This window comes from Burkholderia sp. M6-3 (genome assembly GCF_050858985.1).
Taxonomy (GTDB): domain Bacteria; phylum Pseudomonadota; class Gammaproteobacteria; order Burkholderiales; family Burkholderiaceae; genus Paraburkholderia; species Paraburkholderia caledonica.
Map to the genome: position 1 here is coordinate 11761 of NZ_CP110091.1, position 22603 is coordinate 34363.

The following is a 22603-nucleotide window of genomic DNA, read 5'->3' on the forward strand; positions in this document are numbered from 1 at the left end:
TATTTTTTCAAATAACGTCCGTGTAAGGAAGATATTGTTATCAGGACGAAAATACCGCGTATTGCATTTCGACTGGTTTGCTTTGAGAATCGACGCAATGAGAAAAAGTGCGTCCGCTATGTTCGGACGCATACGCCGCGAGGGCATCGGATCATGCGTTTACGCGTGAGTGCCGGCGTTCGCGGAAAACAAGCGCGCGGCACGGGACCAGCCGATCCAACCAGCCGCGCCTCATCTACGGGGTAGGCTCACATGCCGGTCATAACCGTCGTCCAGCGCACGCAGCCTTGCGCGCGCCATGGTTTCGCCAGACGCGCGTCGTCGCGCCACCTCCCCGCGCGGCCACAAGCAGCCCTCCAACGAGGCAACGCACAGCTCGCGGCTTGCCAGACTCCGCCCTAAAGGAATTCCACTATCCGCCGTTAACCCGTACGAGCTTATTCCGTCTTTCGACCCGCCATGCCTTTGCCAATCGTGATCGCCGATGATTCATTGCTTGCCCGCAAGGTGCTCACCAAGGCATTGCCGCCGGACTGGGACGTCGACGTGTCGTACGCGTCGAACGGGCGCGAAGCCCTCGCTCTGTATCGTCAAGGGAAAGCCTCAGTGATGTTCCTCGACCTGACCATGCCGGAAATGAACGGCTATCAGGTGCTCGAGGCGCTGCAGCATGAGGATCTGAACACCTTCGTCATCGTCGTCTCGGCCGATATCCAGCCGATGGCCCAGGCGCGCGTACGCACGCTCGGCGCCGCGGCGTTCATCGCCAAGCCCGTGACGCCGGAGGCGGTACTGCCCATCCTCAAGGAGTACGGGTTGTATGTCTGAGCCAGTCCTCACCGAAGATCAGCGCGACGCGCTGCAAGAGGTCGCCAATCTGGCGATGGGTCAAGCCGCGACACGTCTCGCGCGGCTGCTCGATTCGTTTATCGAATTATCGGTGCCGCGCGTGAGGGTGGTGGCCGTCAGCGAGGCCGCGCAAGCGCTCCGGGACATGACCGGTATTGAAGACCGGGTCAGCGCGGTGCGCCAGGGCTTTCGTTCGGACATCAAGGGCGAGGCGCTGGTGATTTGCCGCAGCGACAGCGTGGAGGACTTGTGCGCGCTGGTCAGCGACCCGTATTCGCGCTCCGCTTACGAAGCTGTGAGCCAGAAAGAACTGATGTTCGACGTGGCGAACGTGCTCACCGGCGCGTGCGTGTCGTGCATTCTCGACCAGCTCGGCCGCACGCCGGTGTTCTCCGCGCCCGGCCTGCTCGGCGACGCCTTGACGCTCGACGAAGTGTTTCAGCCGGGCGTGCTGCAATGGGAAGTCGCGTTGCTCGTCGAAGTCAATTTCGCCCTGGAAGACCAGAGCTTCCGCGCACATCTCGTGATGCTGATGGCTGAAGAGTCCATCCGTCATATGAGCGACGCGCTCGATGCGTTGTTGTCCAGCCTATGAGCGCGCCTGCGGAGTCGTTAAGCGATCTGGTCGTCGAGCGGGTGGGCTTCGGCATCTTCGTGCTCGATCGCGACATGAACGTGTTGATGTGGAACCGGTTCATGCAGGACCACAGCGGTCTGTCCGCGGAGCAGGTGGTCGGCAAGTCGCTGTTCTCGCAGTTTCCGGAACTGCCGCGAGTGTGGCTGTCGCGCAAGATCGAAAGCGTTTTTCAGCTGGGTAGCTTCGCGTTCAGTTCGTGGGAACAGCGCCCGTATCTGTTCAAGTTCGACCACGACCGGCCGATCACAGGCGGCGTCGATTATATGCAGCAGGACGTCACGTTCATGCCGCTCACGCGCGATCGGGAGGTAGTGGCCGTTTGCGTGACCATCTCCGACGTGACCCATGTGAGCATCGTGCAGCGAGAGCGCGAGGAGGCTGTCGCCAAGCTGCAGGAGTACGCCGACCGGGATGGCCTGACCGGCATTGCCAACCGCCGCTTCTTCGAGGCGCGGCTGCTCGACGAATATACGCGCTGGCAGCGCTATGGCGGCGACATGTCGGTGCTGTTGTTCGATCTCGACCACTTCAAGAAGATCAACGACCAGTTCGGCCACGGCGTCGGCGATACCGTTTTGCGCGTGATGGCGCAGCGCGTTGCCGGGGTCGTGCGGGCGCAGGACACGTTCGGGCGTTTCGGCGGCGAAGAATTCGCGTTGCTGCTGCCGTGCACGCCGTTGGAGGACGCCATGCGCGTCGCGGAAAAAATCCGCCGCACGATCGCCGATACGCCGGTCGAGGTGCAGGGCACGAGCGTGCCCGTTACGGCGAGCGTGGGCGGCGCGGCGGCGCGTGCCGGATCGCCCGCGTATGACGTGCTTATCAACGAGGCCGATGCGGCGCTCTACAGCGCGAAGCGGCAAGGACGCAATCGCTGCGTCGCGTTGACGTGAATGGCGGCGATTGACGTTCGCGCATAGCGCCCGGTTGCGCCAGAAAGCCGGTTCTGCCCGCGGCATCACGCGCCGCACGTCGCACCGGGCTCGCCGATCACAGCGGTTGTGTCGGTCATTGCTCTGTGGAAACTGCGTCGTCGGACAAACGTTGTTATACTTTTCGCCGTTTCCGGCATCCCAGCCGTGTGTTTCGCGCGTGTCCGCGCGCGCGGGTCGCCCGCCCTGCGGCGAGGCATAAAAATTCCTGTACGCCTTTCAGCGGGCGCCCTCCTGCGGAGATCGTCTTGGCTGTATCCAATCTTGTCGTGGACGATACTGAAATCGACGCCGCTGCCGCCACGTCCGGCAGTTCGTTCTATCTCGCAATGCGCATCCTGCCGGCCGCGCAGCGCGACGCGATGTATCAGGTCTACGCTTTCTGCCGCGCTGTCGACGATATCGCCGACAGCGACATGCCGCGCGCCGACCGCGCAGCGGCGCTCGAGCGCTGGCGCGCCGACATCGACGCGTGCTATACCGGCTCGCCGCGCGCCTCGTTGCGCGCGCTGACGCGGCACATCCACACGTTCCATCTGCAGCGCGAGGATTTTCACGCAATGATCGACGGCATGGCGATGGATGCGGCCGCCGACATCTGCGCCCCCGACGAGGCCACGCTCGATCTGTACTGCGACCGGGTCGCGAGTGCGGCGGGTCGTCTATCGGTGAGGATATTCGGGATGCAGGAGGAGCCGGGCCGTTTGCTGGCACACCATCTCGGCCGCGCGCTTCAGCTGACGAACATTCTTCGCGACATCGACGAAGACGCGGGCATCAACCGTTGCTATCTGCCGCATGAGTTGCTGGCGCGTGAAGGCATCGCGGTGAAGAATCCCTCGCAGATCGCCGACGATCCGTCGCTGCCGCGCGTCTGCGCAACGCTCGCTGAACGCGCGAAAGAGCATTTCGCCGCGTCCGACGCGATCATGGACCGCGAGCCGCGCACTCAGGTGCGCGCACCGCGCATCATGTCGGGCGTGTACCGCTTGCTGCTGGAACGCACACTCGAACGCGGCTTCGACATTCCGCGCACGAAGGTCAGCAAGCCGAAGCTGCGCATGCTGTGGATCGTCGCGCGTTACGCGCTCTTCTGAGCCGATGCCGAGACTCGTACATGTGGTCGGCGCGGGCCTCGCCGGCCTGGCCGCCGCAGTGCAGTTGCAGCGGCGCGGTGCGCGAGTCGTGCTTCACGAAGCGGCGCAACAGGCCGGCGGCCGGTGCCGGTCGTACTACGACGCCAAGCTAGGCGCAACGATCGACAGCGGCAATCACCTGATGATGTCGGGCAACGCCGCGACGCTGAATTACGCGCGTGCTATCGGCGCCGTGGACGAACTGACGGGACCGGCTCTGCCCGAATTCCCGTTCGTGGACCTGGCCACTCACGCGCGCTGGACCGTGCGCCTGTCGTCGGGACGGCTGCCCTGGTGGATCTTCGATCAGAACGCGCGTGTACCGAACACTGGCCCGAGCGACTATCTGAGTCTCGTGCCGCTGCTTTTCGCCAAGCCCGGTCGCAACGTCGCGCAAACCATGCGCAGCAATGGCCCGCTGTGGGACCGCCTGCTCGCGCCGTTGTTTCGGGCAATGCTCAACGCTGAGCCGCGAGACGCGTCGGCGCTGCTGACTGGGGCAATGGTGCGCGAGACGTTGATGGCGGGCGGCCTCGCGTGCAGGCCGCTCATCGCGCGGAACGGTTTGAGCAGCGCTTTCGTCGATCCGGCGTTGCGACTGTTGCAGCATGGCGGCGCGACGATCGAGATCGGCTCGCGGCTCGAAAAGATCCGGTTTGCGGCGAACGGCAGCCGCGTAGAAGCGCTTGATTTCGCCGAGCAGAGCGTCGCGCTGGACGTCAACCAGGCTGTGATTCTGGCCGTGCCGCCGGACGTCGCGCAGACGCTGGTCCCTGGCCTGCGGGCGCCGTCCCGCTTTGCCGCGACGCTCAGCGCGTATTTCGCCGTGGAACCGCCGTTCGGCTTGCCGCCCGTCACCGGTCTCCTGAACGGCACCGCGCAATGGCTGTTCGCGTCCGACGGACGTCTGTCCGCAACGGTATATGGCGTCGGGAATGTTGTCGACACGCCGCGCGAAGAACTGGCGGCGCGCTTATGGGCCGAGGTGGCTCAGGCGGCCAATCTGCCCGCCGCGCCGATGCCGGCCTGGCAGATCGTCGTCGACGAACGTGCGACTTTTGCCGCGTCGCCGGAACAGGAAACGCTGCGTCCCGGCACGCGCACTCGCTGGAATAATCTGATGCTCGCGGGGGACTGGACGGCTACCGGCCTGCCCGCGACGATTGAAGGCGCGATCCGCTCAGGCCAGAAGGCCGCGGATACGTTGCTGAATCAACCGATGGAACGCCGATGAACGATTTATCTCAAGCCCACATGCTGGGTGCCGTCATGCCCGATTTCGCCGACGAAGCGCGAGGCACGCCTGCCGTTTCGACCGATGCGCCCAACGCGGCTATCGCATCCGCAAAATCTGCGGGTTTTGCCTCTTCGCTCGACACCTCGATCACGCGCGCAACCGAGGCGATCCTCGCCGCGCAAAAGCCGGACGGCCACTGGGTCTACGAACTCGAAGCGGATGCGACGATCCCCGCCGAATACGTGCTGCTCGTCCATTACCTTGGCGAAACGCCGAACGTGGAGCTGGAGCAGAAAATCGCGCGCTATTTGCGCCGCATTCAGCTAGCCGACGGCGGCTGGCCGCTCTTTACCGACGGGGCGCTCGACGTCAGCGCGAGTGTGAAGGCGTACTTCGCGCTGAAGATGATCGGCGACCCCGTCGACGCCGAGCACATGGTCCGCGCGCGCGAGGCAATTCTCGCGCACGGCGGCGCGGAGGCGGTGAACGTCTTCACGCGGATCCTGCTGGCCTTGTTCGGCGTGGTGTCGTGGCGCGCGGTGCCGATGATGCCCGTGGAAATCACGCTACTGCCCATGTGGTTTCCGTTCCATCTGTCGAAGGTGTCGTACTGGGCGCGGACCGTGATCGTGCCGCTGCTCGTGCTCAACGCGAAGCGGCCGCTCGCGCGCAATCCGCGCCGTGTGCGCATCGACGAATTGTTCCGCGGCGCGCCCGTGAACACCGGCATGCCGCAGCGGGCGCCGCATCAGCATGTCGGCTGGTTCCGCTTTTTCCGGGTCGTGGATACGGTGCTGCGCGCGGTCGACGGTCTGTTTCCGAAGGCCACGCGCGAGCGAGCGGTCCGCGAGGCAGTGGCCTTCGTCGATCAGCGGCTGAACGGCGAAGACGGCTTGGGCGCGATTTTCCCGGCCATGGCGAATTCGGTAATGATGTACGACGTGCTCGGTTATCCGGCCGACCATCCGAACCGGGCAATTGCGCGTCAGTCGATCGAAAAGCTGCTCGTTATCAAGGATGACGAAGCATATTGTCAGCCCTGTTTGTCGCCGGTGTGGGACACGTCGCTTGCCGCGCACGCGTTGCTCGAAACGGGCGAAGCGCGTGCCGAGCAGGCAGCAGAACGCGGCCTTGCATGGCTGCGTCCGCTGCAGATTCTGGACGTGCGCGGCGACTGGATTTCGCGCCGGCCGAACGTGCGGCCGGGCGGCTGGGCCTTCCAGTACAACAACGCGTATTACCCGGACGTCGACGATACAGCGGTGGTCGCGATGGCCATGCATCGCTCGGCCGCGCTGACGCAGTCGAGTGTCGATCGCGAGGCGATTGCGCGCGCGCGGGAATGGGTCGTCGGCATGCAGAGCAGCGACGGCGGCTGGGGCGCGTTCGAGCCTGAGAACACGCAGTATTACCTGAACAACATTCCGTTCTCCGATCACGGCGCGCTGCTCGATCCGCCGACGGCGGATGTGTCGGGTCGCTGCCTGTCGATGCTCGCGCAACTCGGCGAGCTGCCGCAAAACAGCGAACCGGCGCAGCGTGCGCTCGACTACATGCTGAAGGAACAGGAGCCCGACGGCAGCTGGTACGGCCGTTGGGGTTTGAACTACATCTACGGTACGTGGACCGCGCTGTGTTCGTTGAACGCGGCCGGCATTTCGCACGACGACCCGCGCATCAAACGCGCCGCACAGTGGCTGCTGTCGATCCAGAACGAAGACGGCGGTTGGGGGGAAGCCGGCGAGAGCTACAAGCTCGACTACCACGGTTACGAACGCGCGCCGAGCACGGCTTCGCAAACGGCATGGGCGTTGATGGGCCTGATGGCGGCGGGTGAAGTGAATCACGAGGCGGTCGCGCGCGGCATCGACTATTTGCAGCGTGAACAACGCGAGCACGGCTTGTGGGACGAAACCCGTTTCACTGCCACCGGTTTCCCGCGCGTGTTCTATCTGCGTTATCACGGCTATCGCAAGTTCTTCCCGCTGTGGGCGCTGGCGCGTTTCCGTCACCTGAAGCGCAACGGGCTTACGCGCGTTGCCGTCGGGATGTAACGGATGCTTCGCCCGACAGCGCCGTCCGCCGATGCCGACGGCAATAGCTTTCCAGTCATCGTCGTAACTGGCATGGCGTTCGAAGCGCGAATTGCGCGGGGCCAAGGCGTCGAAGTGGTCTATGCGGCGCGCGCCGATCTGCTGGAACGCGCGCTGAGTGCAGCGGTGGCGCGGGGTTGCTCCGGGATCGTCAGCTTCGGTACCGCGGGCGGCCTGGCACCGGATTTGCAGCCGGGCGCGCTCATTGTTGCCGACGCCGTCGAAGGTCCGTTTGGCCGCATTCCCACCGATCCGGCCTGGACGAACAGGCTTGCCGCCGCGCTGGCGACCGGACCGCTCGCGTCACGCTTGCGGCGCGGTTCAATGGCCGCGGTAGCGGCGCCGCTTATGTCCGCCGACGACAAGCGTGCGCTGCATCGCTCGACGGGTGCATTGGCTGTGGATATGGAATCGCATCTGGCTGGCGCAATGGCGGCCGCCCGTGGGCTGCCGTTCGCCGTGTGCCGTGCAATTGTGGACCCCGCGTGGCGTACGTTGCCGTCGGCGGCGACCGCCGGGTTGCGCGATGACGGCAGCACCGCGCTTGCGCCGATCCTGCGCGAGCTGATGCGGCAACCGTCACAGATCGGCGCGCTCATTCAGGTGGCGATCGATGCGCGCGCGGCGCGCATCTCGCTGGTGCAGGCCCGGCAAGCGCTGGGTGCGGCTGAGGCCTTGCTGAAGCTAGCCTAGCGGTTCAGCAGCATCGACGAACGCCTTGGGCGTGTGTACGCCGATCTTATTGCGCAGCCGGCGCTGAAGCCGGTTGCTGATTACCAGCAGGCGCAGACGTGGTTGGGACAGCCGTGCCCGTACTGGGCGCTGAAGCCGCACCTGGCGCTGTTGCCGGAGCCGCAGTGGTCCCTGACTTAGCCCCCGTCGTTTCACTCGCTGGTACCGAGCCCGCAGCGCCGCTTGCCGGCGCGGGCGACTCACCCGGATCCGTGTAATTCGGCACGCCCGCCGGTGCGCCCGTAGCGGCACCAGAGGCCGCATCCGGCGTGTCGGCCGTATCGCCCGGGTCTGCGTAGTTCGGAAGCGTCGCCGGCGCGCCGGCCGCGGCGCCCTTCGCTGGAATGGTTGCAGCGCCCGAGTCGTCCTGATCGTCGTATTCCGGCAGCGGCGCGGCATTGTCGCCGGTGCCGCGCAGACGCGCCCGCCGTTGCTGCGTATAGGCGTCCCGCACGAACGAGTATTTATCCAGCGCCGCTTGCTGCAAAAGATCGGTCGCGCCCAGCAGGTCGGAGCGGACGCTTACGAACTGCAGCAAGTACAGCGGATTGCGCACCGCCGGCTCCATGTAGTTCAAGGGATTGAACTTCACGTCCACCACCAGCCCCATGCTGTCGCGCACGGTGCTCGGCCCGAAAAGCGGCAAGACCAGATACGGTCCGGATGGAATGCCCCAGTGTCCAAGCGTCAGGCCGAAATCCTGATGATGCTTGGGCAGCCCGGCCGGCGTCGCCCAATCGAGCAGGCCGCCCAGACCAAATGTGGAGTTGAACGCGAAACGGACGAAATCCTCGGTCGCGTCGGTGATCTTCAACTGCAGCAGTGCATTCGCGGCGTTGGTCAAGTCACCCAGGTTCGAAAAGAAGTTGCTGACGGCCGTGCGCAACGGCTGCGGCGTCACCTTCTGATAGCCCTTCGCGACCGGCACCGCGACATAGCGGTCGAGGCCTTCGTTGAAATTGAACACCGCCCGGTTCATCGGCTCCAACGGGTCGCCGGGCTTGCGGTCGGGACCGGTTGCGCAGCCGGTTATGAGGCCGGTGGCAGCAAGCGCTAGCACAGTGGTACGCAGTTTCATGCTTATATTCCTTTGTGCTTCGCGCGACGTGGGCGCGGCTTGCCCATCAGCACGGGTTGGAAAACCACTGCACCGATGAGCGTGCAAAACAGCGACAACGCCAGCAAGCGGCCCATGCTGGACGTCCCCGGATGATGCGATAGCCAGAGGCTGCCGAACGCCGTCGCCGTAGTCGCCGCGCTGAACAGTACCGCGTGCGTCAGGCTCGACTGCAACAGGCCCGTCTGCCCATTGCGCCACGCCATCACGAAGTAAATCTTGAACGCCACGCCGACGCCGAGCATCAGCGGCAATGCAATGATATTCGCGAAGTTCAGCGGCATGCCGAACACCACGCACAACTCGAGCGTGACCAGCGCCGACACAAGCAGCGGAACCAGCGTGCGCAGCATGTCGCCAACGCGCCGCAGCGCGACCCACAGCAGGATCGCGATGGACAGCAGCGCCCAGCCCGCCGCCTGCAAGAACGCCTTGATGATCGTATCCGCGGAATGAAGGATCGAGATCGGGCCGCCAATCGCGCCGGGCTCGGCCTTTTTCACGGCATGGGCGAAGCGGGCGAGCGTGGCGTCGTCGTTCGGATCGGCGCCCGGCTTCACCTTCGGCGCGATGTCGACGAGGGCGCGGCCGTCCTTCGACACCCAGCCCTTCGAGATTTCCTTCGGCAGATTGTCCCGCGTGATCTCGGTCGGCTGCAGCAGGTTCTCCAGCTGCTTGAGCGCAATGCGCAAAGGCTCCGACATCGCGTGTTCCGCGCGGTCGCGCGTCGCGGAGTCGGCCGCGGCGAGCTTTTGCAGCGTGACCGACAGATGTTGCGCTTCGGCGGCGCCTGGACCCGGATGATCTTCGGCGGCGAGAGAAAGTTGATTCGACGCGCGCTTGAGCGCGGCGACGCGCACGGCGTCCGTGGCCTGTGGCGCGGGTTGCTGTTGCAGCGCGGGCAGCAATTGCTGCGCGGCGCTTGCGATCAGCATCATCTTTTGTTGCTGCTGCGCGGGAACGAAGGTGTCCAGAGTGGTGACGCGGCCCACTTCGGGCAACGCACGCAACCGCTCGGCCATGCGATCGGCGTCGGCAAGCGAGGGCGCGAGCACATGCACGTTGTTCACCGCGGCCTCGGGCGAATCCTTCAGCGACAGCAGCGTGGCCATCGACTCGGTATGCGGATCTTTCAGATGCAGCGGATTGAAGTCGAAGTGCAAACGCGTGAGCAACGGCGTTGCGCCGATCACGACGATCAGCGTGCCGATCAACACGGGCTTGCGATGATGGGCGAGAAAGTCGTCGACGGGTGCCAGTTGCTTGAAACCCGGCGACGCGGCTTCGCCCGGCGGGTTGAAGATCTTCAGCAACGCGGGCAGCAGTGTCATGTTGGTCAGATACGCGACGAACATGCCAACGCCGGCGATCTCACCCAACTCCGACACGCCGCGGTACGCGGTCGGCAAAAACGAGAAGAAGCTCAACGCGACCGCAACCGCGGCGAGGGTAAGCGGCACGCCGATACTGTGCGCGGTATGAGCAAGCGCGGCGGAGAGACGGTCGTCGCGATTGCGCTCCTCGCGATACTTGACGCCGAACTGCACGCCGAAATCGACGCCCAGCCCGACGAACAGCACCATAAACGCAACCGAGATCATGTTCAACGCGCCGACCATCATGAGGCCGAGCGCGGCGGTGATCGCGAGTCCAACGAACAGCGTGATGAAGACTGCCGCGATCATGCGTCCTGAGCGCAGCGCGAGCCACAGAATGACCAGCACCACGACGAACGTGCCGATGCCGTTGAGCACCGCGCCATCTTTGACTGACGCGAATTCTTCGTCCGCGAGCGGTTGTTCGCCGGTCAGACGGACGGTGGCGCCATAACGCGAGTCCAGATGCAGCGAGGCCGCCGTATCGCGAATCGCCTGCGACGCGGTCGCGCCCGGCTCGAGCGCATCGTAGTTCACGACCGGCTGCACGATCACGAACGCACGCGCCGGATTGGTCGCCGCGCTTTTGTCGACGAGCGCGCGCCACGAGAAAGCGGCTGGCTTGCCGGCCAGTACGAGGTCCAGCGTGTTGGCGCTTTGCGACAACAGGCGGCTCATGTCGGAGAGCTTCACCTGACCGATCTGCAGCGGCAGCAACAAGCTCGTGGTGAGCGTGCCCGCCAGTCCCGTGAGGCTGGGGTCGTGCGCGAGCGTGTTTACGAGCGGACGCGACTGCACGAGTTGCGACGTGGTCGACATGACCTCTTCGGTCGATGGGAAAAGCAGACCGTTATGTTCGAAGAACGGCCCACCGGCGGGTTGCGAGACCGCGACGAATTCTTTTGGCTCGGCTTTGAGCGCCGCCGTCAGCGCATTCGCTGCGGCGTCGGCAAACTCGGGCGCGCGCGCCTCCACGACGACTAGCACCGTTTGGCCGCGATCAGGGAAGGCCTGGTCCATCGCGTGCTCGAGCGTGGACCATTCCTTGTCGGTTTCGATCAGACGGCTGATGTCGGTGTTGATCTTGAAGTGATGCGCGACATAGATCCCGCTCAACACGGCGAGCACGATCGACAGCGCGATGATCCGCAACGGATGGCGCACCGAATAGGCGACGAGGCGAACAATAGATGACTTCAGCATGTAGGCGAACTTGGCCTTATCACGGGTGGCATTTTGACGAAAGTGCACAAGTATACAGAGCCCGAGCAAACCGGACCGTATTCGGCAGCAATGCGCGTAGCAAAAGCGGCTCCCGGTGCAACGTGAAGGGGCGGGAACGCAATGTCGCTATACTGGTCTATCCAGCTTTCGCCCCGATCTTACTGGTCGGCGGCGCACACTCTTTTCGGGTCTTGTCCAGCGTATGAAACGTTATCTGTCTGCTTTTCTGGCCGCGGCCGTAGTCTCAACGGCTGCCTATGCGCAAAGCGCGCCCGACGCGGTGGTAAAAAGTGCCGTCGAAGGCACGGTCTCAGCGATGAAGGCCGATCCGCAAGCTCGCGGCGGCGATATGGCCAAGATCACGCAACTGGTCGAGACGCGCTTTGTGCCGGCCACCGACTTCCAGCGCACTACGCGCATCGCGGTCGGCAAGGCATGGAGCACCGCCACGCCCGATCAGCAAAAGCAGCTCTATGAGCAGTTCACGCTGCTTCTCGTGCACACCTATGCTGCATCGCTTTCGCAGTTGCGCGACCAGGACGTCAAGTTCAAGTTTGCGCCGGCCAATGCATCGGGCGCCGCGAAAGACGTCGTGGTGCAGTCGCATGTGATCAGCAATGGCGGCGACGACGCGATCGACTACCGGCTCACCAAGGGCCCGTCGGGCTGGAAGATCTACGACATCAATATGATGGGCGCATGGCTGATTCAGGTGTACCAGACACAGTTCGCCGATCAGCTTTCCAAGGGTGGAGTCGACGGCCTGATCAAGTTCCTCACCGCGCATAACGCACGCAGCGGCGGGTAAGCCGGATCGGCAAGCCGATTGCCTGCGAGGTAGAAGCAGACAGGCAAAAGAAAAAGCGCGGTGGCCTTAAAGCCACCGCGCTTTTTTATGCATGTTTATGCAACGCGATTCTGGAGCGGCGCAGGGCCGCCCCGATTCGACGCTCAGTGCGCGGCCGTAGCCGTCTGCACCTTGTTGCCCTTGCCGGCCACCTTGATCTCTTCAAGCTTGATCTCGACGTGGCGCGAGAACACATATTCAGCCGGGCGCTGCTTGTCCAGCGGGATGTCTTTGGTGAAAGCACCCGAAGTCTTCGGGCCGCGCAGGCTGACCTTCAATGCCTTCAGCGGATGCGCAACCGTATCCATCACGGCCGTGGCTTCAAAGCCGCAGTGGACCATGCAGTCGGCGCACTTTTCGTAGTTGCCGGTGCCGTACTTGTCCCAGTCCGTGGTTTCCATCAATTCCTTGAAGGTCTTCACGTAACCTTCGCCGACCAGATAGCACGGCTTCTGCCAGCCGAACACCGTACGCGCCGGGTTGCCCCAAGGCGTGCATTCGTAGGTCTGATTGCCGGCGAGGAAGTCGAGGAACATGGCCGACTGGCTGAAAGACCAGTTCTTGCCATTGTTGCCGCGCTTGAAGATCTCGCGGAACAGATGTTTGGTCTTGTCGCGATTCAGGAAGTGCTGCTGGTCCGGCGCACGCTCATAGGCATAACCCGGCGAGACGGTGATGCCGTCCACGCCCATCGGCCCGACCGTGTCGAAGAAAGCGGCAACGCGCTCCGGCACAGCGTCGTTGAACAGCGTGCAGTTGATGTTCACGCGGAAACCGCGGCGCTTCGCTTCCTTGATGGCCGCGACCGCCTTGTCGTACACGCCGTCTTGCGACACCGAATGGTCGTGCATCTGCTGATCGCCATCCAGGTGAACCGACCACACGAAGTACGGATTCGGCTCGTAGTCGTCCATCTTCTTTTCCATCAGCAGCGCGTTCGTGCACAGGTACACGAACTTCTTACGCGCGATGATGCCCTTCACGATCTGCGGCATTTCCTTGTGCAGGAGCGGTTCGCCGCCTGCAATCGACACCACCGGGGCGCCGCATTCGTCAACGGCGCCGAGGCATTCTTCCAGCGACAGACGCTGATTCAGGATGGGGTCCGGATAGTCGATCTTGCCGCAGCCATTGCAGGCGAGATTGCAGCGGAACAGCGGCTCCAGCATCAGAGCGAGCGGATAGCGTTTGTTGCCGGAGAGGTGCTGACGCATGATGTATGCGCCGACCCGGACTTTCTGTAGCAGCGGAATAGACAAGACGTCCTCCTTAAACTTCGCGTGCGGCGAGTGGTTGCATCAGCTTCGATGGCAACTTGAATTCAACCTTCTCTTCACGGCCCGCCATCGTCGTGACATCGACGGGTCCCATTGCGCTTAGCGCATCGATTACGTTTCTGACCATTTCTTCCGGCGCCGAAGCGCCGGCCGTGATACCGATGGTCTGCGCATTCGCAAACCACTCCGGCTTCACTTCTGAACCGTCGGCGACGAGATAACTTGCCACGCCGCTTTCGCTGCCAATTTCCCGCAGCCGGTTCGAGTTCGAACTGTTCGTTGCGCCCACCACCAGCAACACATCCACCTGCTTGCTCAACTCGCGCACCGCGGCCTGGCGGTTTTGCGTCGCGTAGCAGATGTCGCGCGTGTCGGGGCCGACGATGTCGGTGAAGCGGCGCTGCAAGGCGTCGATAATGCCACGGGTGTCGTCTACCGACAGCGTGGTCTGCGTGACATACGCGAGCGGCGTATCGACCGGCAGCTGCAGATGCTCGACTTCGGCTTCGCTCTGCACCAGCAGCACTTTGCCCGGGATCTGGCCGATCGTGCCTTCTACTTCCGGGTGCCCAGCGTGGCCGATCAGAATCAGCGTGCGCCCGGCGCTCACATATTGACGCCCTTGCACGTGCACCTTGGTGACGAGCGGGCACGTTGCGTCGAGCACGTCGAGACCGCGGGCTTCTGCGTCGCGCTCAACCGTTTGAGCAACGCCGTGAGCGCTGAAGATTGCCACGGCGCCTTGCGGCACTTCATCGAGTTCTTCGACGAAACGCGCGCCTTTCTGGCGCAGATTATCGACCACGTGACGATTGTGGACAATTTCGTGGCGTACGTAGACAGGGGCGCCGTGCTGCTGCAGCGCCCGATCGACGATCTCGATCGCACGAACAACGCCCGCACAAAAGCCGCGGGGTTGGGCAAGGATGACTCGCATAAGTTGGCGGACTCCGACTGACGCGGGTTTCGAGCAAGTCGGAAATTCTGACTTTATCGCCGCGACCATCTAATTAGTTGACGTCTTGAGCCCCGGCGACGTGCCGGTACAGCAAAACCAAACGCGCATTCTAACGCTATCACGCCAGCTTTGCTTTGCCGGGGCCCCTACAGTGTTGGGCGCACGCGGCACATGCCCCTCGACCCGCCACAACTCATGCGGCAAAAATTGCACGCTGCACCGCTCTGGCGGAACCCTTAAACTACGTCGTCCTGTGAAGCGCTCGCGCCTCGCAATACAAAATGGTCGACGCTTGCTGCAAATTCGAGGGTAACGCTTAATGGGGTTGATGGCGGTGATTCTGTTTTTCCTTTCCTGTTTGTCCTTGCTCATCTGGATCGTGCTGCTGTTCGCCCGCGGCGGCTTCTGGCGCGCGCGTCCCGCCGCGCCGCTTACGCCCGAAGCGCGTAGCACATGGCCCGGCGTGGCCGCCGTGGTGCCTGCCCGCAATGAAGTCGATGTCATTGCACAGGCCGTTACGACGCTGCTTCAGCAGGATTATCCCGGCGAATTTCACGTGATCGTGGTCGACGACCACAGCACCGACGGCACCGCCGACGCTGCCCGCGCAGCCGCACTGCAGTTGCAATGCCCGGACCGTTTGACCGTGCTGAGCGCGAAGCCGTTGCCGCCGGGGTGGTCCGGCAAGGTGTGGGCGCAGTCGCAAGGCATCGAGGCGGTACGCACGCTCGGCTTGCCGGCCGACTTCTTGTTGCTGACAGACGCCGATATCGGTCATCCCGCGGAGGCCGTCACGCAACTCGTCGTCCGTGCCGACGTTGAGAAGCGCGATCTCGTCTCGCTGATGGTGCGGCTGCGCTGCGACTCGTTCTGGGAGAAAGCGCTTATTCCGGCCTTCGTTTTCTTCTTCGCGAAGCTGTATCCGTTCGCATGGGTCAATAATCCGCGCAATCGCACGGCGGCTGCGGCAGGCGGCTGCATGCTCGTGCGTCGCAGCGCATTGGAGGAAGCCGGCGGCATTGAATCGATTCGGGCCGAGCTGATCGACGATTGCAGCCTCGCGGCGCGCATCAAGCATCGCGGCACCGGGCGTCACCCGATCCGGCTCGACGTGGCGGCGCGAAGCGTGTCGTTGCGTCCTTACGATAGCTGGCGCGACATCTGGAACATGATTGCGCGCACGGCGTTCACGCAGTTGCATTATTCGCCGCTGCTTCTCGCGGGCACGCTTGCCGGCATGACGATCATCTATCTGATGCCGCCGGTCGCCGCCATCGTGCTCGGGCCAACGGGCTGGCCCGCCTGGCTCGCGTGGGCGGCCATGTGCTGCGCGTATGCGCCAATGCTCAGCTATTACCGCCGCTCGCCGCTATGGGCGCCGTTTCTGCCGCTCATCGCGCTGTTTTATGTGGGGGCGACGTTTGCGTCGGCGGTGCGCTACTGGCGTGGCAAAGGCGGGCAATGGAAGGCGCGGGTTCAGGCGCCCATGCAGGAACGTTGACGCGAGGCAGTAACGAAAAAGCGGCGCATTGCGCCGCTTTTCTTTTAGCCCTTTGTAAGCAGCATATAGAGTTGAATCACCATGTCCGGTGAAAACGTAAACGGCACCCAGCCGTGACCGGTATGGCGCATTACCAGCAAACGGTCGCCGTTCGACTGCTTCTGCACGGCCATGACCGGATTTTTCGTCGACACGAAACGCCAGCCCGGCGGGATGCCCGGAGGAGGTTCGGGTGTCATCGAGGCGCGCGCGTTCGACAGTTCCTCGATGAGCTGGCCGATCTGCTCCGCGCGCAATGCGACGGTCTGGCCGCCGATGGTCATGGTGATTTCGTTCTGCGCCGGACGGTTGATTTCCAGCGTGGGCAGAGCCGGAGGCGCAGCGGTTTGCGCACCGGCTTCGCTGACCGTGGCCTCGGCTTGGGCTTGAACTTCGACCGTTTCCGATTCGACGTCGGGCACCGCATGTTCAGCCGGCGCGTGCTGCGCGTCAGCCTGGTTGCGTGTCTCGGGGATGCTTTGGGCCTGCGGGGCCACGACAGCCTGAATGAGCTGATCGACGCCCACTTCGAGCGCGCCGAGCTGTTCGTGAAGGTTCATGCGAGATTTCTCTGGTAAGACCCGCGATTTTAACTGCTGCGCGTAGGCTTTACCTTCCGCAAATACAGCGACGTTGTAACAAAATGCTCGCGCTACGGCTTGAGATAGCCCGCATGCCGGAACCAGTCGAGCGCATCGCTCAGGCCCTCACGATACGGACGCGCCCGGTAGCCCAGTTCGCGTTCCGCCTTGGCCGAACTGAAGTACATCTTGTTCTTAGACATCTTCAATCCGTCAACGGTGACGAACGGTTCGCGCTTCGTGAACTTCGCGACCGCTTCCGCACCCATCGCGAGCGGGTAAAGCGGCCAGCGCGGCAAGCTGATGGTGGGCGCCTTACGGCCGGTGAGTGCCGCGATGTCCGCAAGCATCTGTTGAAGCGGCAGATTTTCGCCACCGAGAATGTAGCGTTCCCCGATCTTGCCGCGCTCCAGCGCCAGAAAGTGCCCGGCTGCGACGTCGTCGACGTGCACGAGGTTCAGCCCCGTGTCGACGAAAGCGGGAATCTTGCCGAGCGCCGCTTCCACGATGATGCGCCCGGTCGGCGTCGGCTTGACGTCGCGCGGGCCGATAGGCGTGGACGGGTTGACGATCACCGCCGGCAGACCCTCTTCGGCGATCATGCGTTCCACCGCGCGCTCGGCCAGCACCTTGCTGCGTTTGTACACGCCGATCGCCTGATCGGCTTTGAGCGGCGATGTTTCGTCGGCTGAATTGCCGGCGCTCGTCACCTTGAGCGTAGCCACGCTGCTCGTGTACACGATGCGCTCGACGCCTTCCTTCAACGCGGCGCGCATGGTCGCCTCGGTGCCTTCCAGATTCGAGCGCTCGATTTCGCTCGGGTCCGGCGCCCACAGCCGGTAATCGGCGGCGACGTGCAGCAGATAGCGCACGCCGCGCAGCGCGTTGCGCATGGACGCTTCGTCGCGCATATCGCCGACGACGATTTCCGCGTCGAGCGACTCGAGGTTCTGACGCGGGCTGGTGGCGCGCACCAGTACACGCACCTTGAAACCCTTCTGTTGCGCGATGCGCGCCACCGACGAGCCGACAAAGCCGGATGCGCCGGTCACGAGCACGAGATCGCCATTCTGTTCGGTCATTCTGTTTCCGTTCCCTGCGTGACAGTCGGGGGATTGTACGTGGCGAGCGGCGGCCGCGTCGTCCTCGCCTTGCGCACGGACCGGTCACGACCGTCGACGCGGCTATTTCAACCCGCGTTTCGCAAGCAGGCTCGCCGCGACGCGACTAGAATGCCCGCTTGAAAGATTGCGAGGAGAGAACGGCATGTCCCCAGATCTGGATGAGCGGATCGAAACGTATTACGTGCGCGTGCGTGGCACCGTGCAGGGTGTCGGCTTTCGTCATGCGACCGTGCGGCAGGCGCACGCGCTCGGCATCAAGGGATGGGTTGCGAATCTCGACGACGGTTCGGTCGAAGCGATGTTGCAGGGCACGGCGAATCAGGTCGACCGGATGCTGTCTTGGCTGCGGCACGGGCCGCCGGCCGCGCGCGTGACCGAGGTAGCCGGCGAAGAGCGCGTGACCGAAAAACGCTACGAGCGTTTCGAACAGCATTGAACGGCGCGTAGCCACATCGGCGGGTCGAGAGCCCGCCGCCCCTTTAGCCGTTGTGCGCTATTGCGCCACCAACAGGCTTTCGGCAAATCCCCACTCGTTTTCCAGCCACTGATGGCTGCACACGAATCCCGCATCGTCGGCGATCGCTGGCATTTCGTCGGCGCGATACTTGTGGCTGCTCTCGGTCCAGATCGTTTCGCCTGCCTTGAGCGACACCGTCAGCTTTGCGGCGGCAACATGCGCGGTAACGTCTCGCGTTGCACGCAAGTGCATCTCGACACTGCGTGCGTCCGGATTGAAACGCGCGACGTGCTCGAATGCGTCGAGCGGAAAATCGCCGCCGAGTTCGCGATTGATCCGCGCGAGCAGGTTCAGGTTGAACGACGCCGTGACGCCGATTGCGTCGTCGTAAGCGGCGATCAGCATGGGCGTGGGCTTGATGAGGTCGGTGCCGAGCAGCAACGCGTCGCCGGGCGCCAGCATGTTGCGAATGTCGCGCAGAAAGCGCGTCGCGGCGAGTCGGCCGAAATTGCCGATCGTACTGCCGAGAAAGAGTACGAGTAAGCGTTCGTCGGTTGCGCGCTTTTTGCTGACTTCCGCGAGACCTGCCAGATAATCGCGCTCATAGCCGACAATTGAAATTCTTTCGATATCGCCTAGTTCGCGCCTGCACAACTGCAACGCGGTGCGCGAAATTTCAATCGGGCAGTATGAAGTGGGGCGCTTTTTACACAGCGCTTCGAGAATGCGGCGCGTTTTGCGGCCGCTGCCGCTGCCGAGTTCGGCGACGGTTACGTCGTGCGGAAGATGCTCGACGATGTCCACCGCGTGCTTCGCCAGCAGCCGCTCCTCAGCGCGTGTCACGCCGTATTCGGGGAGCACGGTGATCACTTCGAATAACGCGGAACCGACTTCGTCGTACAGATACTTCGAGGGCAACTCTTTCTGCGGCGCATGCGTGAGGCCGCTGCGGACGTCGGCGGCGAAAGCGGAACGTTGATCGGGTGATGCGTCGAGCGAGAGGGCTGGCTGGGTCATGCTGGCTCCAGTAGTCACATGCGATGAGCGGGATGGTTGGCCGGAGGCGGCACGCGGGATCGAAACGATTGGTGCGTGCCGCGGAGGAAGCGGGCCGCCATGCGGCCGGGCTCGTTGATGTCGCAAACGCTGGTTGCAAGCGCTGCAGCGGAAGCTGGAAGCAAGATTCGCGCTTGATCGACGGAGTTGCTCGTCGAACGCGCACAGCTGACTCCCCGCGCGCGTGAAGTTATGTTCTAGTTCATCGACGCGCGTTCTGCACGGATTAATTGATGCCGCAAGAATGAAAGCGACGCGTAGTGTGTCCGTGCCACGTCGATAATCCGGCTAGAATGCCCGGCTTGCATCGCCGGATAAAACTACAAGAAGCGGCGCGCGACACGCGCTGCGGCTCACGGGACCTTTACTTCCAATGACAACTAGAATCGCGGTGCGCCGCCGTGTTGCGCCACGTGCGCATGCGCTCGCGCCGCAAGGCGAAGCTCTCGGCCAGCGGGGCGCACGATGAATCAGTATTCGCCGAAACGCGGCATCGCCTTATCGGTTAGCGCCTGCGCAATGTTCGCTCTGCTGTCGGCTTACGCGACGCTGCTCGCACCGCTCACCGGCCTCGATATTTTCGCGTGGCGTATCGTCTGGACCGTGCCGGGCGCACTGCTGCTGGTCGCGTCGCGCAAGCGCATGCCAATCCTGCGGCAACTTCTTTACCGGATGATGACTCAGCCCGCGCTCGGCGCCGCGATGCTCGCCGCCGCCGCGTTGCTCGGCGCGCAATTGTGGGTGTTTCTGTGGGCGCCGTTGCATGGCCGCATGCTTGACGTATCGCTCGGCTATTTCCTGTTGCCGCTCGTGATGGTACTGGTCGGGCGCTTCTACTATCACGAGCGTCTCGACGGTTTGCAGTGGGCAGCCGTGATATGCGCGGCTGCGGGCGTGGGTCATGAACTGTGGGTGACGGGCGCTTTCTCGTGGCCGACGTTGCTCGTTGCGCTCGGCTATCCACCGTACTTCGTGTTGCGGCGCAAAATCAAACACGATTCGCTCGCGCTATTCACCGTCGAGATGATCTTGTTGCTGCCCGTCGCAGTGGCGATGATCGTGACCGGCGGATCGCTCACGCTGATCTCCGGACGCCTCGACATGTGGCTCCTGCTGCTGCCTGGGCTGGGCGCGTTGAGCACGCTCGCGCTGGCTTCGTATCTGACGGCGAGTCGCTTATTGCCCGTCGCGTTGTTCGGCATTCTCGGCTATGTCGAGCCGGTATTGCTCGTGCTGGTGTCGATCATGTTGCTCGGCGAAACCTTGAGTGCCGCGCAGTTGGCCACGTACATCCCGATCTGGATCGCAGTCGTGCTGACAGCGTTGCACAGCATGCGGATCGTGCGCTTTGCGTGAGACTCAAGCGCCTGCGACGACCGTGCCGCTTTGCGCTCATTGGTGCGCTCACTTGTGCGCCGCCGCGCGCTGGTCTTTCGTCGGCGACGGCCCCAACTGGCGCTCTATCGCTTCACGAAGCGCAGGCCGCCAGCCAATGTAGAACATCGCTTCGGCCAGCACGAACAGCGGTCCGATCAGAAGACCGATCACGTCATCGACAAAAGCCGGCTTACGGTGCTCGTAGGCAATGTGGCCGATGAACTGAAACACCCAGCCGACCGCGAAGAGGCCGACGCCGGTTGCCAGCCACATCGCCGTGGACTGCGCCGCGATCCATTGGCCGAACACGATGCAAAGCGCGGACACGGCTGTCATCACCAAACCCAAAGGCACGTCGAGCACCAGGTAATAGAGCGTGGCCGCCGAGAACAACAGCCATGCGGGCGATAGGATCAACGGCGGCGCGGTTAGCGCGAAAGCCGGACGGCTCAGCAACACTGCCAATGCAAGCACGATCATCGGGATGCCGACGAAATGCGTGGCGATATTGCGCCGGTCGCGATGGTACGCCGCATACTGCGTAAGCTGTTGCGTCAGCGTTCTCATGGATGCCGCTCCTTCATCAAAGCCAGCATAATCGCGGCGATTGGAATCTGAAACCATCGGGTAGCCGACAATCGGTATAAGCGCGATTCAATGACCGCAAATATTCCTCGAAGTGAGCTTGCCACGCTGCTTTCGAACAGTGCATGGTTTCGGTCGGCACCGACCGTTTTGCAGACGCAATTGATCGACGCGGGCCGGGTCGAGCGCCTCGCCGCCGGCCAGCGTCTGTTCACGCGCGGCGATGCAGATGACGGCATCTATTGCGTGCTTGGCGGCGTGGTGCGAATCGGCGCGGCGAGTGAGAGCGGCAAGGAAGCATTGCTTGCCGTGATCGAACCGGTGAACTGGTTCGGCGAGATCGCGCTGTTTGACAATCGTCCGCGAACGCACGACGCGTATGCCGAACGCGATACCGAACTGTTTCATGTGACGCGCGCGGCACTCGTCGCGCTGCTTGAACGCACGCCCGCCCATTGGCACACCTTCGGCTTGCTGCTCACGCAAAAACTGCGTCTTGCCTTCGATGCAATAGAGGAAGCCGCGTTGCTGCCCGCAGCGCAACGCGTAGCGCGACGCCTGTTGCTGATGGCGGGTGGATATGGCGAGGGGGAAGCCATGCGGCGTGTCCTCAACGTGCCCCAGGAAGATCTCGCGATGATGCTCGCACTGTCGCGGCAGACCATCAACCAGGTGCTCAAGCAGTTTGAAACGCAGGGCGCGGTGAAGCTTGGTTATGCGGAAATCCAGATAGTCGACAAGGGCCGACTTCGCGAGCTTGCGCAGTTGAATCCGGATACACATTGACGGCTTGAGAGCGGCGTTGCCGCGTGATTGCCGCACGTTTCCACCGCTACGGCAACGCGAAAGCTTGCGCAAAAAAAAGGCGAGTCATGCGACTCGCCCTCCCTGAACGGCATTGCCCGGCTTCGATTAATAGCTTGATTCTTCTAATGCTTGGATGGCCGGTGCGTGCCGGAACCGTGCACGTGTTATTGCGTTTTGGTCGTGCCGGTCTTTGCGCCGTCAGCGCTCACCGGCGCATTGCTGGCCTCTTGCGCGCCGTCCGTTTTCTTGTTCGCTGCGCTGGAGTCGGCCGGAGTCTTCTTCACGGCGTTGTGCTTTTTCACAGTGTGCTTGGAAGACGTTTTCACATGCGACTTCGCGGTCGTGCCCGAAGGTGCTTTTGCGTGAGTGTTGGTGTCATTCGACGCGCCGGATTGCACGGCGGTGCTTGCCTTGAGATTCGCCTGGCCCGCGGGTTGCGTTGCTTCGGACGGTGCCGGTGCGGCAGTCTGAGCGAAAGCGGTTGACACGAGCAGAGCGGAAGCGAGAGCAGCGAAAAGCGTCTTCATGGTGTGACTCCTTGTTAAACCGGTGGATTCCTGCGAGCTTCTATTTCGCGGCTGGATTTATTCAGCGCTGCCGGTTTAACGCAGCCCGGAAGACAGCAGTTGACGATGTTCTGGTGACAAAACGTAACGGCAGA

The 22603-nt window shown here is 63.1% G+C and carries 21 protein-coding genes; 12 read left to right on the forward strand and 9 right to left on the reverse strand.

What is annotated here, in order from left to right:
• Positions 1-459: 459 nt before the first annotated feature.
• The 7 genes from OH764_RS17310 (at position 460) to OH764_RS17340 (ending at position 7577) form a co-directional block, all read left to right on the forward strand.
• On the forward strand, positions 460-828 hold the full coding sequence (locus tag OH764_RS17310) for a response regulator (RefSeq protein ID WP_027779025.1): 369 nt from the start codon (positions 460-462) through the stop codon (positions 826-828).
• Positions 821-1444: a chemotaxis protein CheC gene (locus OH764_RS17315; RefSeq protein WP_027779024.1), complete on the forward strand. Its 624-nt coding sequence runs from the start codon at positions 821-823 to the stop codon at positions 1442-1444. The genes OH764_RS17310 and OH764_RS17315 overlap by 8 nt, the downstream gene beginning before the upstream one ends.
• Positions 1441-2379: a GGDEF domain-containing protein gene (locus OH764_RS17320; RefSeq protein WP_498850069.1), complete on the forward strand. Its 939-nt coding sequence runs from the start codon at positions 1441-1443 to the stop codon at positions 2377-2379. Before OH764_RS17315 ends, OH764_RS17320 begins: the two co-directional genes overlap by 4 nt.
• A 287-nt stretch (positions 2380-2666) precedes the next feature.
• Positions 2667-3515, forward strand: coding sequence for a presqualene diphosphate synthase HpnD (gene hpnD, locus OH764_RS17325; protein WP_087751889.1), 849 nt, complete (start codon positions 2667-2669; stop codon positions 3513-3515).
• Between the two features lie 4 nt (positions 3516-3519).
• Positions 3520-4788 carry a hydroxysqualene dehydroxylase gene (gene hpnE, locus OH764_RS17330; protein WP_498850070.1) on the forward strand — a complete coding sequence of 423 codons (1269 nt, stop codon included), beginning with the start codon at positions 3520-3522 and terminating at the stop codon, positions 4786-4788.
• Complete coding sequence (gene shc / locus OH764_RS17335) at positions 4785-6845, forward strand: terpene cyclase/mutase family protein (RefSeq protein ID WP_498850071.1); 2061 nt, start codon at positions 4785-4787, stop codon at positions 6843-6845. The genes hpnE and shc overlap by 4 nt, the downstream gene beginning before the upstream one ends.
• 3 nt (positions 6846-6848) lie before the next feature.
• Positions 6849-7577, forward strand: coding sequence for a phosphorylase (locus tag OH764_RS17340; RefSeq protein ID WP_498850072.1), 729 nt, complete (start codon positions 6849-6851; stop codon positions 7575-7577).
• 46 nt (positions 7578-7623) lie between these two features.
• On the opposite strand, the gene OH764_RS17345 is transcribed toward OH764_RS17340, so the two are convergent.
• Positions 7624-8694 (reverse strand): MlaA family lipoprotein, encoded by a 1071-nt coding sequence (locus OH764_RS17345; protein ID WP_498850073.1) that lies wholly within the window; start codon positions 8692-8694, stop codon positions 7624-7626.
• 2 nt (positions 8695-8696) lie between these two features.
• A complete protein-coding gene (hpnN, locus tag OH764_RS17350) occupies positions 8697-11312 on the reverse strand; it encodes a hopanoid transporter HpnN (RefSeq protein WP_498850074.1) in 2616 nt (871 codons plus the stop codon).
• A 223-nt stretch (positions 11313-11535) separates the two neighbouring features.
• On the opposite strand from hpnN, the gene OH764_RS17355 reads away from it, so the two are divergent.
• Positions 11536-12141, forward strand: a complete 606-nt coding sequence (locus OH764_RS17355; protein ID WP_498850075.1) for an MlaC/ttg2D family ABC transporter substrate-binding protein — start codon at positions 11536-11538, stop codon at positions 12139-12141.
• A gap of 143 nt (positions 12142-12284) precedes the next feature.
• On the opposite strand, the gene hpnH is transcribed toward OH764_RS17355, so the two are convergent.
• Both hpnH and ispH read right to left on the reverse strand, forming a co-directional pair.
• The gene (gene hpnH / locus OH764_RS17360; protein WP_027779015.1) at positions 12285-13439 is read right to left on the reverse strand and encodes an adenosyl-hopene transferase HpnH; all 1155 of its coding nucleotides are present in this window, start codon (positions 13437-13439) and stop codon (positions 12285-12287) included.
• Positions 13440-13449: 10 nt separating this feature from the next.
• Positions 13450-14394, reverse strand: a complete 945-nt coding sequence (ispH, locus tag OH764_RS17365) for a 4-hydroxy-3-methylbut-2-enyl diphosphate reductase (RefSeq protein WP_027779014.1) — start codon at positions 14392-14394, stop codon at positions 13450-13452.
• Between the two features lie 349 nt (positions 14395-14743).
• Between ispH and OH764_RS17370 the strand changes: the two genes are divergently transcribed.
• Positions 14744-15916, forward strand: coding sequence for a glycosyltransferase (locus OH764_RS17370; protein WP_498851341.1), 1173 nt, complete (start codon positions 14744-14746; stop codon positions 15914-15916).
• A gap of 44 nt (positions 15917-15960) precedes the next feature.
• Here the strand turns inward: OH764_RS17370 and OH764_RS17375 are convergent, their stop codons facing one another.
• Positions 15961-16515, reverse strand: coding sequence for a hypothetical protein (locus OH764_RS17375; protein WP_498850076.1), 555 nt, complete (start codon positions 16513-16515; stop codon positions 15961-15963).
• A gap of 92 nt (positions 16516-16607) precedes the next feature.
• A complete protein-coding gene (hpnA, locus tag OH764_RS17380; protein WP_310070075.1) occupies positions 16608-17618 on the reverse strand; it encodes a hopanoid-associated sugar epimerase in 1011 nt (336 codons plus the stop codon).
• Between the two features lie 184 nt (positions 17619-17802).
• Here hpnA and OH764_RS17385 point away from each other — a divergent pair, with 184 nt between their 5' ends.
• Positions 17803-18096 (forward strand): acylphosphatase, encoded by a 294-nt coding sequence (locus OH764_RS17385; RefSeq protein WP_020068669.1) that lies wholly within the window; start codon positions 17803-17805, stop codon positions 18094-18096.
• 57 nt (positions 18097-18153) lie between these two features.
• Here the strand turns inward: OH764_RS17385 and egtD are convergent, their stop codons facing one another.
• Positions 18154-19134 (reverse strand): L-histidine N(alpha)-methyltransferase, encoded by a 981-nt coding sequence (gene egtD / locus OH764_RS17390; RefSeq protein WP_498850077.1) that lies wholly within the window; start codon positions 19132-19134, stop codon positions 18154-18156.
• A 504-nt stretch (positions 19135-19638) separates the two neighbouring features.
• On the opposite strand from egtD, the gene rarD reads away from it, so the two are divergent.
• On the forward strand, positions 19639-20529 hold the full coding sequence (rarD, locus tag OH764_RS17395; RefSeq protein ID WP_498850078.1) for an EamA family transporter: 891 nt from the start codon (positions 19639-19641) through the stop codon (positions 20527-20529).
• 48 nt (positions 20530-20577) lie between these two features.
• Here the strand turns inward: rarD and OH764_RS17400 are convergent, their stop codons facing one another.
• Positions 20578-21117: an Mpo1 family 2-hydroxy fatty acid dioxygenase gene (locus tag OH764_RS17400; protein WP_498850079.1), complete on the reverse strand. Its 540-nt coding sequence runs from the start codon at positions 21115-21117 to the stop codon at positions 20578-20580.
• 90 nt (positions 21118-21207) lie between these two features.
• Here OH764_RS17400 and OH764_RS17405 point away from each other — a divergent pair, with 90 nt between their 5' ends.
• Complete coding sequence (locus tag OH764_RS17405; RefSeq protein ID WP_498850080.1) at positions 21208-21921, forward strand: Crp/Fnr family transcriptional regulator; 714 nt, start codon at positions 21208-21210, stop codon at positions 21919-21921.
• A gap of 185 nt (positions 21922-22106) precedes the next feature.
• Here the strand turns inward: OH764_RS17405 and OH764_RS17410 are convergent, their stop codons facing one another.
• Complete coding sequence (locus OH764_RS17410; RefSeq protein ID WP_498850081.1) at positions 22107-22469, reverse strand: hypothetical protein; 363 nt, start codon at positions 22467-22469, stop codon at positions 22107-22109.
• Positions 22470-22603 lie beyond the last annotated feature (134 nt).

Excerpts from the sequence above, each read along its gene's own strand:
- OH764_RS17310 (WP_027779025.1), top strand. The coding sequence starts at position 460 with ATGCCTTTGCCAATCGTGATCGCCGATGATTCATTGCTTGCCCGCAAG.
- OH764_RS17315 (WP_027779024.1), top strand. The coding sequence starts at position 821 with ATGTCTGAGCCAGTCCTCACCGAAGATCAGCGCGACGCGCTGCAAGAG.
- OH764_RS17320 (WP_498850069.1), top strand. The coding sequence starts at position 1,441 with ATGAGCGCGCCTGCGGAGTCGTTAAGCGATCTGGTCGTCGAGCGGGTG.
- hpnE (WP_498850070.1), top strand. The coding sequence starts at position 3,520 with ATGCCGAGACTCGTACATGTGGTCGGCGCGGGCCTCGCCGGCCTGGCC.
- shc (WP_498850071.1), top strand. The coding sequence starts at position 4,785 with ATGAACGATTTATCTCAAGCCCACATGCTGGGTGCCGTCATGCCCGAT.
- OH764_RS17340 (WP_498850072.1), top strand. The coding sequence starts at position 6,849 with ATGCTTCGCCCGACAGCGCCGTCCGCCGATGCCGACGGCAATAGCTTT.
- OH764_RS17345 (WP_498850073.1), bottom strand. The coding sequence starts at position 8,694 with ATGAAACTGCGTACCACTGTGCTAGCGCTTGCTGCCACCGGCCTCATA.
- hpnN (WP_498850074.1), bottom strand. The coding sequence starts at position 11,312 with ATGCTGAAGTCATCTATTGTTCGCCTCGTCGCCTATTCGGTGCGCCAT.
- OH764_RS17355 (WP_498850075.1), top strand. The coding sequence starts at position 11,536 with ATGAAACGTTATCTGTCTGCTTTTCTGGCCGCGGCCGTAGTCTCAACG.
- ispH (WP_027779014.1), bottom strand. The coding sequence starts at position 14,394 with ATGCGAGTCATCCTTGCCCAACCCCGCGGCTTTTGTGCGGGCGTTGTT.
- OH764_RS17370 (WP_498851341.1), top strand. The coding sequence starts at position 14,744 with ATGGCGGTGATTCTGTTTTTCCTTTCCTGTTTGTCCTTGCTCATCTGG.
- OH764_RS17375 (WP_498850076.1), bottom strand. The coding sequence starts at position 16,515 with ATGAACCTTCACGAACAGCTCGGCGCGCTCGAAGTGGGCGTCGATCAG.
- hpnA (WP_310070075.1), bottom strand. The coding sequence starts at position 17,618 with ATGACCGAACAGAATGGCGATCTCGTGCTCGTGACCGGCGCATCCGGC.
- OH764_RS17385 (WP_020068669.1), top strand. The coding sequence starts at position 17,803 with ATGTCCCCAGATCTGGATGAGCGGATCGAAACGTATTACGTGCGCGTG.
- egtD (WP_498850077.1), bottom strand. The coding sequence starts at position 19,134 with ATGACCCAGCCAGCCCTCTCGCTCGACGCATCACCCGATCAACGTTCC.
- rarD (WP_498850078.1), top strand. The coding sequence starts at position 19,639 with ATGAATCAGTATTCGCCGAAACGCGGCATCGCCTTATCGGTTAGCGCC.
- OH764_RS17400 (WP_498850079.1), bottom strand. The coding sequence starts at position 21,117 with ATGAGAACGCTGACGCAACAGCTTACGCAGTATGCGGCGTACCATCGC.
- OH764_RS17405 (WP_498850080.1), top strand. The coding sequence starts at position 21,208 with ATGACCGCAAATATTCCTCGAAGTGAGCTTGCCACGCTGCTTTCGAAC.
- OH764_RS17410 (WP_498850081.1), bottom strand. The coding sequence starts at position 22,469 with ATGAAGACGCTTTTCGCTGCTCTCGCTTCCGCTCTGCTCGTGTCAACC.